General features: G+C 68.1%; 11 protein-coding genes. 6 read left to right on the plus strand and 5 right to left on the minus strand.

Annotated elements, in window-relative coordinates:
• Positions 1 to 17 precede the first annotated feature (17 nt).
• Genes AVZ66_RS09630 through glpA form a run of 3 tightly spaced genes read right to left on the minus strand, consistent with a single transcriptional unit; the run spans position 18 to position 4355 of the window.
• Positions 18 to 1385: an anaerobic glycerol-3-phosphate dehydrogenase subunit C gene (locus tag AVZ66_RS09630; RefSeq protein WP_058983867.1), complete on the minus strand. Its 1368-nt coding sequence runs from the start codon at positions 1383 to 1385 to the stop codon at positions 18 to 20.
• Positions 1382 to 2656, minus strand: coding sequence for a glycerol-3-phosphate dehydrogenase subunit GlpB (gene glpB, locus AVZ66_RS09635; protein ID WP_058984695.1), 1275 nt, complete (start codon positions 2654 to 2656; stop codon positions 1382 to 1384). Before glpB ends, AVZ66_RS09630 begins: the two co-directional genes overlap by 4 nt.
• Positions 2646 to 4355, minus strand: a complete 1710-nt coding sequence (gene glpA / locus AVZ66_RS09640) for an anaerobic glycerol-3-phosphate dehydrogenase subunit GlpA (RefSeq protein ID WP_058983868.1) — start codon at positions 4353 to 4355, stop codon at positions 2646 to 2648. The genes glpB and glpA overlap by 11 nt, the downstream gene beginning before the upstream one ends.
• 298 nt (positions 4356 to 4653) lie before the next feature.
• Here glpA and glpK point away from each other — a divergent pair, with 298 nt between their 5' ends.
• From glpK to AVZ66_RS09665, 5 genes are all read left to right on the plus strand, one after another.
• Positions 4654 to 6186: a glycerol kinase GlpK gene (gene glpK, locus AVZ66_RS09645; RefSeq protein ID WP_058983869.1), complete on the plus strand. Its 1533-nt coding sequence runs from the start codon at positions 4654 to 4656 to the stop codon at positions 6184 to 6186.
• A 3-nt stretch (positions 6187 to 6189) separates the two neighbouring features.
• Complete coding sequence (locus tag AVZ66_RS09650; protein WP_058983870.1) at positions 6190 to 7260, plus strand: hypothetical protein; 1071 nt, start codon at positions 6190 to 6192, stop codon at positions 7258 to 7260.
• Between the two features lie 67 nt (positions 7261 to 7327).
• On the plus strand, positions 7328 to 8497 hold the full coding sequence (locus AVZ66_RS09655; RefSeq protein ID WP_058983871.1) for a Cdc6/Cdc18 family protein: 1170 nt from the start codon (positions 7328 to 7330) through the stop codon (positions 8495 to 8497).
• 11 nt (positions 8498 to 8508) lie between these two features.
• On the plus strand, positions 8509 to 8988 hold the full coding sequence (locus tag AVZ66_RS09660; RefSeq protein WP_058983872.1) for a peptidylprolyl isomerase: 480 nt from the start codon (positions 8509 to 8511) through the stop codon (positions 8986 to 8988).
• Between the two features lie 340 nt (positions 8989 to 9328).
• Positions 9329 to 9664: a hypothetical protein gene (locus AVZ66_RS09665; RefSeq protein WP_058983873.1), complete on the plus strand. Its 336-nt coding sequence runs from the start codon at positions 9329 to 9331 to the stop codon at positions 9662 to 9664.
• Positions 9665 to 9799: 135 nt separating this feature from the next.
• On the opposite strand, the gene AVZ66_RS09670 is transcribed toward AVZ66_RS09665, so the two are convergent.
• Positions 9800 to 10150 (minus strand): lycopene cyclase domain-containing protein, encoded by a 351-nt coding sequence (locus AVZ66_RS09670; RefSeq protein ID WP_082678824.1) that lies wholly within the window; start codon positions 10148 to 10150, stop codon positions 9800 to 9802.
• A 74-nt stretch (positions 10151 to 10224) separates the two neighbouring features.
• Here AVZ66_RS09670 and AVZ66_RS09675 point away from each other — a divergent pair, with 74 nt between their 5' ends.
• Positions 10225 to 11367, plus strand: a complete 1143-nt coding sequence (locus tag AVZ66_RS09675; RefSeq protein ID WP_058983875.1) for a CBS domain-containing protein — start codon at positions 10225 to 10227, stop codon at positions 11365 to 11367.
• A gap of 11 nt (positions 11368 to 11378) precedes the next feature.
• On the opposite strand, the gene AVZ66_RS09680 is transcribed toward AVZ66_RS09675, so the two are convergent.
• The gene (locus tag AVZ66_RS09680) at positions 11379 to 12680 is read right to left on the minus strand and encodes an RNA-guided endonuclease TnpB family protein (protein WP_058983876.1); all 1302 of its coding nucleotides are present in this window, start codon (positions 12678 to 12680) and stop codon (positions 11379 to 11381) included.

A 12680-nucleotide genomic window follows, 5' to 3' on the forward strand; every position in this document is an offset into this window, starting at 1 on the left:
GCTCTGGTAGCCCGGAGTCACGCGACCACGGCGGCTTCGAGCAGTTCCAGCGGGTGACGGACGTCGTAGCCCGTGCCGTGTTCCATCTGCATCGCGCACGTCGGGCACTCCGTCATCCCGGTCTCGCCGTCGGCGGCCTCCATGTGGTCGAACATCTCGTCGCCGATTTTCATCGACGTCTCGTACTTCTCGGCCTTCCAGCCGTACGTCCCGGAGATGCCCGAGCAGGAGTCCCCGACGTCCTCGACGCCGACGCCGTCGAGGTCGCCGAACAGTTCGACGGCCTGCCGGTCCAGTCCCTGATTGCGGGCGTGACACGGCGCGTGGTACGCGAACTCCGCGGCGAGGTCGTCGCCGACATCGGCGTCCGCGAGTTCGCCCTCGAGGTCCTCGTGGATGCGGAGGTACTCCACGGATTCGAAGGTGTTCGCAGCGACGTCGTCGATGCCGTCGATATCGAACAGCTCGGGGTACTCCTGTCGAATCGCCATCGAGCACGACGTGCAGGAGGCGATGGCGTCGTAGCCCTCGTCGACGAGGTCCGCGAACGAGGAGACGTTCAGTTCGGCGTCGCGGCGCGCGTCGTCGAGCATTCCGTTGGCGAACATCGGGGTGCCCGAGCAGCCCTGCTCCGGGACGACGATTTCGTAGCCGAAGTGCTCGTAGACGCGGACGAGCGCCTTCGCGACCTCGGGCGTGTTGTACTCCGCGTAGCAGCCGTGGAAGTACGCGACCCGCTTGTCGGCGTCCAGCGGTTCGCCGCGGCGCTCGCGGGCCTCGCGGGCGCGCTCCTTCGAGCCGGCGGCGCCGCCCTGCGCGGCCCACCACTCCGTGAACGTCTCCGTCGCGAAGTCGGGGAACTCGCGCTCGCCGGTGACGCCGAGCAGTTTCTCGCCGAGCCAGCGCGCCGGCCCGAAGTTCGCCGCGGCGTTCGCGAGCCGCGGCACCTTGCTCGCCAGCCACGCCGACTTGCGGTAGTTCGCGAGCAGGCGGTTGCGCACGTACTCCACGGAGAGCTTGCTCAGCTCCTCGCTGACGTACTCGCCGCGGGCGGTGTTGTGCATCTGGGAGAGGTTCACGCCCGACGGGCACGCGTTGTCGCAGCGCATGCAGTTCGAGCAGTCCATCACCGAGTCGTCGACGCTGTGGTCGTCGTCGCGGCGCTTGAGGCGCCACTGCTCCGGGCCTTGGAACTTCGGCCCGGGGAAGTCGTCGTCGACCTCCGCGACCGGGCAGTTGGTGTCGCACGTCGAGCACTTGTAACAGGAGTCGGCGCCCGGGCGCAGGTCGAAGTCGTCGCTGTCGTCGAAGACGTCGACGGGCTCGAAGTCCTCTCCGGTGTTCGGTGCCACTGGGTCGAAGTCGGTGGATTGGCTGTCACTCATCGTGTCTCCTCGGCCGCCGCGCGGCCGGCGGCGTACCCCGTCGCGAGCGAGACGCCGCCGCCGGACTTCTCGGCGGCGAAGTCGTAGCCGCCGAGCACGCTCCCCGCGGCCCGCAAGTTCGGGAACTCGGTGCTGCCGTCCGCTTCCTCGGGCCGCAGGCTGTCGTCGGTGGCGACGCCGAACTGGGGGAAGGCGTGGTCGCCGAACGCGTCGTCCTCGAACCAGTCGTAGCGGTCGCCGGCGTGCGCGACGTGGCAGTCGAAGATTGGTTCGTAGACGGCGTCGCGGTCGGACTCCACACCCTTCCCGACGAGGCCGCCGGTCGCGAGCACGTACTGGTCGGCGGCGTACGGGATGCGCGCGCCGTTCTTCTCGACGGACACGCGCTCGATTCGGTCGCCGCCGTCGTAGTCGACGACGGGGTTCCCCGTCTCGATGCTGGCACCCGCCGAGTCGAGCGCGTCGAAGAGCGCATCTTCGAGGCGGAGGCCGGGCAGCGACGGCGGCCCCATCGGAACCTCGAAGACGGCCGCGCCGAGGGCGTCGGCGAGCGCCTCGCGGACGCCGGCGGCATCGTCGTCGCCGAGAATCGCCGGGAAGCCGACGCGCTCCTCGCCGTCGAGTTCCGCCCGCACGCGCTCGGCGAGCGCCGCCCTGACTGATTGGTCGCGGCCGTCGACGGGCACCCGGCTGTCGGCGTCGAGCAGTTTCGCGTACCGCGTGATTTTGGCGTCCGCGCGGAGGTCGCCTGGGAACCGAATCGTCGCGCCGCGCACGTCGAAGGGGACGCCGGCGGCGTCGAGGTGTGCAGCGGCCTGCGGCGCGTCGAAGTCGGCCAGCGCCTCGAACCCCACGAGGAGCGCGTCGCGGTCGTCGCTGGCGACGCCGGCGCTGGCGCCCACCGGGTAGCGCGCGGTCGGCTTTACGGTCCCGCCGTGGGTCGGCACCAGCGCGTTCGCGTCCGTGTGCGACCCCCGGTAGTGGGGGACTGCGTCGTCGAACAGCGCCAGCGCCTCGCGGACCATCTCCGTGCCGACGGTCCGGTAGGGGTGAGCTTCGGGGAGGTCGGGAATCGCGTCGAACGGGTCGACGAGCGGGCCGTCGCCGTCGGGCGTGTAGCCGAGCACGTCCACGAGACCGGAGGCGTGCCGGAGCGTGCTCTGCTTGTAGGAGACCAGTCGGGTGTCCGCGCCCGCTCGCGCCGCGGCGAGCGCGCTCGTCAGTCCCGCCAGTCCCCCGCCAATCACGAGGACGTCCGAGTCAATCGCCACGGTTCCCTCCGTCCGTGCGGGCCGCATCTGGACCGCTGTCGAAGGCGGTGAAGTCCACGTCGCCGCCGTCGGCGGGGTCCGCGTCGCGGTTCTGCGTGGTGGCGTGCAGCGCGTAGTTCAGCATCGCTTGGGAGAGCTGTTCGCCCCAGAGCGCGTGGCGCTGGCCCTTCCAGCGCTCCTGTAGGAGGTCGTCCAACGCGCGGCGCGCGGTCGGCTCGTCGTAGCCGCCGTCGCCGTGGAGTTCACTCGCCATGCGGTGCGCGCAGAACCCGCCCTGACAGTTCCCCATCGACGCGCGGGTGCGGATGCGGACGGCGTTGAGGTCCGACCCGGACTGCTCGACTGCGTCCCGGATTTCGGCGCGCGTGACGCCCTCGCACTCGCAGACGACCGGGTTCGGCTCGTCGGTGTCGAGCACGTCGTCGGCGCGCGACCCGAGACGTTCGACGCTACGCCGGCCGACCGGCGAGCGCAGGCCGAACTCGTCCATGTAGTCCCGGAGCACGGAGAACTCCTCGCTGCCGGGCAGCGGGACGTCCGCCGTCCGGCAGTCGGCGTCGACGCCGAAGCGCTCGCAGACGTGGTCGGCGACCGACTCGGCCATCATCCGATAGGTCGTGAGTTTCCCGCCGACGACGGTCGTCAGCCCGGGCACGTCGTCGCGGTCGGCGTGGTCGAGCAGGAAGAAGTCCCGCGTGATGTCCGTCGGGTCGTCGCTGGCGACGTCCGGCGGCTCGTACAGCGGCCGGACGCCCCAGAACGACCGCACCGTCCGCGCCTCCGCGAGCATCGGCACCAGCTCCGAGAGCGTGTCTATCATCTCGTCGACCTCCCACTGCTCCTCGGGGTAGTCCTCGGGGTCGTCGACCTCCACGTCGGTCGTGCCGAGGATGGCCGTCGTCTCGTGGGGGACGACGATGTCGGCGTCGCCCTTCGGCCGGCAGCGGTTGACCACGGTGTCGACCTGCCGGACGTTCATCACAGTCATCACGCCCTTCGACGGGCGGACCGCCACGTCCACGCCCGCCATGTCGCCGATGCGGCCCGCCCACGCGCCCGTCGCGTTGACGACGTGGTCGGCCCGAATCTCCTCGGTGCCGCCTTCCTTGCCGTGGACGTGCTTGCCCGGGCCGGAGTCGTGTTCGACTTCGAGGCCGACGACTTCGCCGTCCTCGACGAGCAAGTCCGTGACTGTGGAGTGTGTCTCGACGCGCGCGCCGTGTTCCTGCGCGCTGGCGGCGTTGGCGACCACCAGCCGGAACGGGTCGATAGCGGCGTCGGGCACGGCAATCGCCTTCTCGACGTCGGGCGCGAGGTGGGGTTCCATCTCGCGGGCCTCCGCGCCCGAAACCACGTCGACGGGGATGTCGCAGGCCTCGCAGCCCCGGAGTTTCTCCTGAAAGTACTCTTCGGAGTCCTCGGGGCGCTTGACGAACAGGCCGCCGGTCTCCTCGACGCAGTGGCTCGCGATGTCGCGGAGCACGCGGTTCTCCTCGATGCACTCGCGCGCGCTCGCTTGGTCGGCGACGGCGTACCGACCGCCGCTGTGGAGGAGCCCGTGCATTCGGCCGGTCGTGCCGTGCGTGAGGTTGCCCTGTTCGACGAGCGTCACGTCGAAGCCCCGCATCGCGAGGTCGCGGGCGACGCCAGCCCCCGTCGAACCGCCGCCGACGACGGCGATGTGTGGTACCGATGCCATCTGTGCTGGGGTTCGGAGCCCACACACTTTATTTTATCGTAGAATCCACTCTCGCAGTAAATTTAGGCGTATCCGCGCCCTTTGCCGCTCCCGTCGCTGTCGTCGCCGACACGCGCCGACGAGCCAGTAACGCGCACGAAACAGGGCTTGTAGTGGGCGAATAGGCCGTACACTCGCGTTCGATGGAATCACGACGAGCGTGAGACTGACAGTAACATTTATTATAATCCATTCTTATTTACTGGCAAAGCGGCGATGCTGGTAAACTAATCGGCCGCCGCACGGAGCACACCAACCAATGCCAGACACCTACGTCGGCTCGATAGACCAAGGGACGACCGGAACCCGGTTCATGGTCTTCGACCACAGCGGGCAGGTCGTCGCGAACGCGTACGAACAACACGAACAGCTCTACCCCGAACCCGGCTGGGTCGAACACGACCCCGTCGAAATCTGGGAGAACACGAAGACTGCCGTGACCGAGGGGCTGGACGCCGCCGGTCTCGACGCCACGCAGTTGGAGGCGCTCGGCATCACGAACCAGCGCGAGACCACCGTCGTGTGGGACGCCGCCAGCGGCAAACCCGTCCACAACGCGCTCGTCTGGCAGGACCGCCGCACCACCGACCGCGTCGAGGAACTGGAAGCCGACGACTCCATCGAGGAGATTCGGGACAAGACCGGCCTCGAAGCCGACGCGTACTTCTCCGCGACGAAGACCGAGTGGATTCTGGACAACGCCGAACCGCTGAAACTCCAGACCTCCCGCACGCAGGACCTCCGCGACCGCGCGCGCGACGGCGAACTCCTGATGGGCACCATCGACGCGTGGCTCATCTACAACCTCACCGGCAACCACATCACGGACGTCTCGAACGCCTCCCGGACGATGCTGTACAACATCCGGGACCTAGAGTGGGACGACGACCTGCTCGACGAGTTCGACGTCCCCGCCGAGATGCTGCCGGAAGTCCGGCCGTCCTCCGACGAGGAGTTCTACGGCCACACTGACCCGGACGGCTTCCTCGGCGCCGAAGTCCCCGTCGCGGGCGCGCTCGGCGACCAGCAGGCCGCGCTGTTCGGGCAGACCTGTTTCGACGAGGGCGACGCCAAGAACACCTACGGCACCGGCTCGTTCTACCTCATGAACACCGGCAACGAGGCCGTCGAGTCCGACCACGGCCTCCTCACCACCATCGGCTTCCAGCGCTCGGGCGAACCCGTCCAGTACGCGCTGGAGGGGTCCATCTTCGTCACGGGCGCCGCCATCGAGTGGCTCGAAGACGTCGACCTCATCAACAACGCCGCCCAGACCGCCGAACTCGCGCGCTCCGCCGAGTCCACCGACGGCGTCTACATGGTGCCGGCGTTCACGGGACTCGGTGCGCCCCACTGGGACGGCCGCGCTCGCGGCACCATCGTCGGGATGACCCGCGGCACCGAGAAGAAACACATCGTCCGCGCGACCCTCGAATCCATCGCGTACCAGACGCGGGACATCGCGGAAGCGATGGAGGCCGACTCCGGCGTCGAGACCACGTCGCTGCGCGTGGACGGCGGCGCGGTGAAGAACAACTTCCTCTGCCAGCTCCAGTCCGACATCATCCAGACCAACATCGCGCGCCCCGAGGTCGACGAGACCACGGCGCTCGGGTCGGCGTACGCCGCCGGCCTCGCGGTCGGCTACTGGGACGACGTCGACGAGCTGCGCTCGAACTGGCAGGTCGACCGCCAGTTCGAGCCCGACATGGACGAGTCGAAAGCCGACAAGATGTACGGCCGGTGGGACGACGCCGTCGAACGCTCGCTGGACTGGGCGCAGGAGGACTAACCCATGTACGGGATTCTCCAGATTCCGGTCATCGGGATGGAGGTCGAGCCGTTCGCCGTCCTCCTGATTACGGCGCTCGCGGGCGGCGCGTTCGGCGCCGCGCTCGGCGCGCTGCCGTCGTTCATCCTCACGGGATTCGTCGTCTTCCTCGGGGAGGGGCTCGCGATTCTCGAACGCCAGTTCGGCGCCATCGACGCCGTCCCGAAGGGCGAAATCGCCACGGGACTGACCGGCGTCATCGGGTTCGGCGCCATCACCGGCCCGCACATCGCGTTCGCGGGCGGTGTCGCCGCGTCCGCGTACGCGGGCAAGAAGTACCCCGAGATGGCCCCCGACGGCGCGGACTACCACTTCGGGAAGGACATCGCGTACGCGTTCGGCACGAAGCCGGACATCCTCGCGGTCGGCGCGGTGTTCGGTGCGCTCGGGATGCTCGTCAGCCGCGTCTCCAGCGGGCTCGGCGTCCCCACGGACGGCATCGCGCTCTCCGTGGTGCTGACGGCGCTGCTCGCGCGCGTCGCCTTCGGCTACCCGCTGGTCGGCAGCCCCGCCGGCTCCGGGCTCCTCGACATGACGCCGTTCGAGCGCGGCGAGGAGCGCGTCGCCACGGACGGCGGGACCGCCACCGGGCGGCTGGCGACCCAGCCGTGGCTCCCCCACCAGTACCGCTGGTCGGGCGTCACCGCAATCGGGCTGGTCGGCGGCGTGCTCGCGGGCTACATCTGGCTCCAGACCGGGAGCATCTTCCTCGGGTACGGCATCTCCGCGATGAGCCTGCTGTTCCTCCAGTTGGGCGTCGAGAAGATTCCGGTCACGCACCACATCACGCTGATGGGCGCGGTCGGCGCCGTCCTCGCGCTGCCGGTGTTCGGCAGCGAGGCCGCCGCGTTGCTCGCCGCGGGCGCGGTCGGCGGCGCCAGCGGACTGGTCGGCGAGGTCTCCCAGCGCGTGTTCTACTCGCACTCGGGGACGCACGTCGACCCGCCCGCGATGGCCATCGCAGTCGTGATGTTCGCGGTCGGCGTCCTCTACCTGCTCGGCGTCGTCCCGAACGCGGGCTACCTCGGGCTCTGAACCGCACCAACCCCGGTCCTTTTTACTACGTGGTTGGTACCGTGGATAACGAACTCTCCCCCACCTCATGGACATCGACGCGCGAATAAAACGCCGACAGCGACGGGACGCGGCCCCACGGCTCGTGCAGGACTACGAGGCGCTGGCGCCGGTGACGCACCTCGACGAGCCGTCGGACCGCGGCCCCGTCCTCGAACGGCTGCTGGACCACCTCGAACCAGTGTTCGACAGTCGGCTGCCGCCGAACGCGTACGTCCACGGCCCCCGCGGCTCCGGGAAGACCGCGGTGGTGACGGCGCTGTTCGGCCACCTCGAACGGCTGTCCACGCAGACGCAGTCGGTCATCTACACGAGCACGCGCGCCGGGTCGCCGAGCGCTCCGGGGTTCGTCTACGTCGACGCCCGCGAGACGAACAGCGAGTTCGCGTTCTACCACCACGTGCTGGACGCGCTCGTCGACGAGCGCGTGCCCGAGCACGGAATCGGCACCGCCGAGATTCGCGACCGCCTCCACGAGCGCGTCGGGCAGTCGCGGGGCGGCGTCGTCGTCGGCGTCGACCACGTGGGCGCGCCCGACGACGTGGACGCCGACCGCCTCGTCGAACTGTTCGCGGGACTGCCGAGTAACGCGAGTTGGCTCGCGATTGGCCGGGAGCCGCCCGAGGAGACCGAACTCACGGAGTACACCGCGACGACGATTCGCGTCGAACCCTACCGCCGCCAAGTGCTGGTCGACGTGTTGATGGCACGCGCGTCTGCGGGACTGGCCCAGCAGGCGCTCACGCACGAACTCGCGCGCCGCATCGCGGACTGGGCCGACGGGAACGCCCACGACGCGCTCGCGGCGCTGTTCGTCGCGACCGACCGCGCGAACCGCGACGGCCGCGACCGCCTCGCGCCCGCGGACGTCGACGAAGCGATAGCCGAAGTGCCCGAGCCGTCGGTCTCGCTGGGGCGCGTGCTCGCGCTCCCGGAGAACAAGCAACTCGTGCTCCGGGAACTGGTCGACCTCGCGCCCGACGACCGAGCGTCGGTGACGGCGACGACAGAGGCCATCAGCGCGGGGGTCGACCTCTCGGCGGGGACGGTCAAACGCTACCTCTACGAACTCGCGGAGAGCGGCGTCGTCGAGCGCGTGCAAGCCGAGGAGCGCGCCGGCAAGGGCCGGCCGCCGAGCCGCTTGGAGTTGCGGTTCCCGCCGACCGCGTTCCGCCGGCTGTACGACCTCCGACAGTAGTCCGAACACCGATGACAGACACTATCGAGTCAGGCGACCGCGTGCGCCTCGCGTACGTCGGTCGCTTCGAGAACGGGAGCGTGTTCGCGACGTCGGACCCCGACGTCGCCGCCGAACACGACCTCCTCGAAGCACAGGGCAAGGAACGCGAAGAATTCGAGCCGCTGACGTTCACCGTCGGCCGCGAGGACGTCATCGAGGGGCTCGACGACGCCGTGGTCGGGATGGCCGTCGACGAGGAAGCCGAAGTGACGGTCCCCCCGGAGGCGGCGTACGGCGACCACGACCCCGACCGGGTGCGCGAGTACGACCCCGAGACGTTCGAGGGGATGGTCGGGGAGACCCCGGAGGTCGGTCTCCACGTCGAAGCCGAGAACGGCCTCCACGGGGACGTGACTGCCGTCACCGACGAGCACGTCGCGGTGGACTTCAACCACGAACTCGCGGGGAAGACGCTCGTCTTCGACGTGCGCGTGCTGGCCGTCGAGTAGTCAGGCGACCGCGCGGCGCTGGATTTCCGCGTCCAGCGCGCGCCCCACGCGGCCGCCGTCGCGACGGCGAACACGACCGGCGTCACCGGTTCGCGGAAGGTGTAGACGACCAGTAGCGGCAACACCATGACGCCGCCGAGTCGGTAGCCGCTGGACTGGGAGACGGCAGCAGTCACGCAAATACCGAGGACCATGATGGCGGTTGCGGCGAGCACGAGTGGCGGGTCTACTACGCGGATTGCCGCTTTCGCACGTCAATCTACCGGATACCCGGCGCGGCGTCGGTCGAGCGCGCGACACACGGCGCATCGCTTATCGGGCTCGCGGCCGCGCTCCCGGTATGGGCATCGAGGCCGACGGAACCGTCCTGCGAGTCAGCCACCACGCGGGGACGGACACGACGAGCGCGTTCGACGTGGAGGCGCTCCCCGGGACGGACGCGCCCGCGTACGGCGCGGTCTACGAGTCCCGGAGTCTCGACCACGACGCGCCGCCGGCGGACGCGGACGCGACGGTGACGGTGTTCGGCGACGCCGAGACGTACTCCGCGCCGGCCCGCGTCGTCCGGGAGCTGCGCCGCGTCAACCCGTGGGACCGCGAGGTCTGCCTGCGCGTCCCCCGGGTTGACGCGGCGTTCGACGACGCGCGGTTCCGCGCGGCCCTCGGGGCGGACTGACGGTCGGTCAGTCCAGCGCCGCCCCGCAGTCCGGACACTCCTCGTCGACGACGGTCACCTGCGCGTCGCAGTCCGGACAGAACGCCAGCCAGCAGGCTCGGTCTCCCATGAGGTGTCGTACCACGGCCACGGCCTTCAGTCCTGTCCGTGGATGGTCTCGTGGAACGCGACGACGAGCGCGGGCACGACGACCATGAAGACGTGTTCCTCCGCAGGGATGCCGAGGAAGTCGACGCCGGTCCGGAGTTGGATGGCGAACACGCCGATAGTGAGCGTGTACCAGTCCCAGACGTACGCGATGGGGTAGAGCACGGCGACGGTGACGCCGGCCCGGCGGAGCGCGTCCGCGCGGTAGAGGAGTGCGAACGCGAGCGCGCCGAACGCCACCTCCGACGCGAAGTACGTGTACGGGCCGAAGATTGCGCCGATGTCTGGGACGCCCACAGGTAACACGGGCCACGTTACGGGCGCCAGCACCAAAACCATAGGAGGGAGTCCGGGATTCTGCGGGCCGCAACAAAGTTGAAGGCGCTGGTCCGCGACGTTCCAACTGAAGGCCCATGGATATCTCTGACATCGCGACCAACGACTACATCGAGGTCGAATCTGAACAACGACTGGGGAAGGCTCGTTCTATCTTCGAGGAGGAGAACCCGAAAGGCATCATCGTCACCGAAGCCGGCCAGTACGAGGGCGTCCTCACGGAACGCCAACTGCTCGGCTCGCACATCGAAGACGACACGCGCATCGGCGCGCTCACGATTTCCGCACCGAAAGTAGACCGCACCGAGGACGTCCGCGACACCGCCCGCATGCTCGTCGAGGGCGGGACGAAAATCGCGCCCGTCTTCGAAGCCGGCGAACTCTGGGGCGTCGTCACCGAGGACGCCATCCTCGAAGCTGTCATCGACAGCCTCGACGCGCTCACCGTCGGCCAGATCTTCAGCGAGAACGTCATCACCGTCACCGAGGATGACAACATGGGCGTCGTCATCAACCGCCTCCGCAAGCACGGCATCTCGCGGCTGCCCGTCCTCGACGAGGACGGCTCCCTCACGGGCGTCGTCACCGTCCACGACGTCGTCGACTTCGTCGTGCGCGACATCTCGAAGACGACGCGGGGCGACCGCAGCGGCGAGGTCGAACGCATGCTCGACCTCCCGGTGTACGACGTGATGACCAGCCCCGTCGAGACGGTGACCGTCGACGACTCCGTGCAGGACGCCGTCCAGACGATGCTGGACAACGACTTCTCGGGGCTCGTCGTCACGCCCGCCGACGACGACCGCGTCGTGGGCGGCGTCGTCACCAAGACGGACGTGCTGCGCGCGCTCTCCTACACCGAGGAGGAGCACATGGACGTCCAGATTACGAACATCGAACTGCTGGACGCGCTCTCCCGCGAAGAAGTCCAAGAGCGCATCGAGGACGTCGCGAACAAGTACAGCGAGATGAACGTCCACCACGCGCACGTCCGCCTCCACAAGCACAAGGAGAAGCTCCGCGGCACCCCGCTCATCCAGACCCAGATTCGACTCCGCACCAACAAGGGCCAGATGGCCGGCAGCGGCGAGGGCTACGGCGCCGACAACTCCTTCCACATGGCGCTGGACACCCTCGAACGCAACGTCCTCGAACAGAAGGGCGTCGAACGCGACGAGGAGTACAAGGGCCAGCTCCTCCGGAAACTGAACGAACTGTGAACTACCCTACCCTACTCGCTCACGGCTGACGTCGTTCGCTCCTTGAGGGGAGGGCTTCCTGCTTCCACGACGCGCTTTGCAGATACGGATGTATCCACAGGGAGCGCAGTCTCCACAGGCGTTGATTCGGAGTGTCCCACTCCTACGTCTTCGAGGCCGCGAGAAAGGATGTTCCACGCCGCGTTCGCGTCCCTGTCCGCCTCAAACCCGCAGGCAGGACAGGAGTGTTCACGGACCCACAACGGCTTGTCGGTCGAAACGCCACACGACGCGCACTCTTTGGTCGTCCCGCTCGGGTTGACCGCGACGAAGTGCGTTCCTTCCCGTTCGCACTTGTATTCGAGGAACGAGAGGAACGTCCGCCACGCGGCAGACGCCGTGTTGCGACTGTTCGACGGCGACTCCATCATCTCCTTCACGTTCAGGTCTTCGACCGCTACGAGGTCGTACTCCCGAGCGTAGTAGTTCGAGAGTTTGTGCAAGAAGTCGCGGCGCTTCCGTCGGAGGTCGGCGTGACACTCCGCGACCCGCCGCCGTTGCTTCTCGTAGTTGTTTGACCCGTGTTCTTTCCGTGAGAGAGACCGCTGTTCGCGTTCCAGTCGTTCCCGTTCGGCGGAGAGGTCGAGCGACCCGACGGCGGTCCCGTCGGTATCGTGGGCGTACGTGAGTATCCCCACGTCAATGCCGACGCACCGCTCGGGATTCTCAGGCGGTTCGGGCGGTTCACGGTCCATTTCGACGTCCTCAGAAGCCTTCGGCTTCTGATGGGCTGCAGAAACCGTCATCGACGGTTTCTGAACGCCGAACGTGGCGAACCACTCGCCCGTCGGTTCCTTCTTGACCGTGACCTGTTTCACGGTGGCGTCGTCGGGGATGGCGCGATGGAGCCGTATCGGTATGTCCGCGAGTTTCGAGAGTGACAGGACAGTCTGACCGCCCTTCTTGTCGAGCTTGAAGCCAGACTGACTGTACGTGAAACTGCGGAACTCCCGTGGCGGCTTCCACTTGAGTTGACCGACGCCGTAGCCGTTCTTCTTGAGTTTGGAGAGTCCTTTGAGATTGTCGAAGAGGCGTTCCACGACGGTTTGGAGAACCTTCGAGTACACGTCCGAGAGGCCGTCCCACCACGTCTTGAGGTCGGGTAGCTCCGACCGCAGGGTGGTCATCGACGGCAGTTCGCCGTGTTCGTCTTGGTACTCGTTGAGGCGGTAGAGCGTGTGGTTGTACAGTTGCCGACAAATATCGCGGTGGCGGTCCAACTCCTCGCGGTGGGCATTGGACGGCTTGAGACGGTACTTGTAGGCGTAGTACAT

The sequence above is a fragment of the Halobacterium sp. CBA1132 genome (assembly GCF_001485535.1).
GTDB lineage: Archaea > Halobacteriota > Halobacteria > Halobacteriales > Halobacteriaceae > Halobacterium.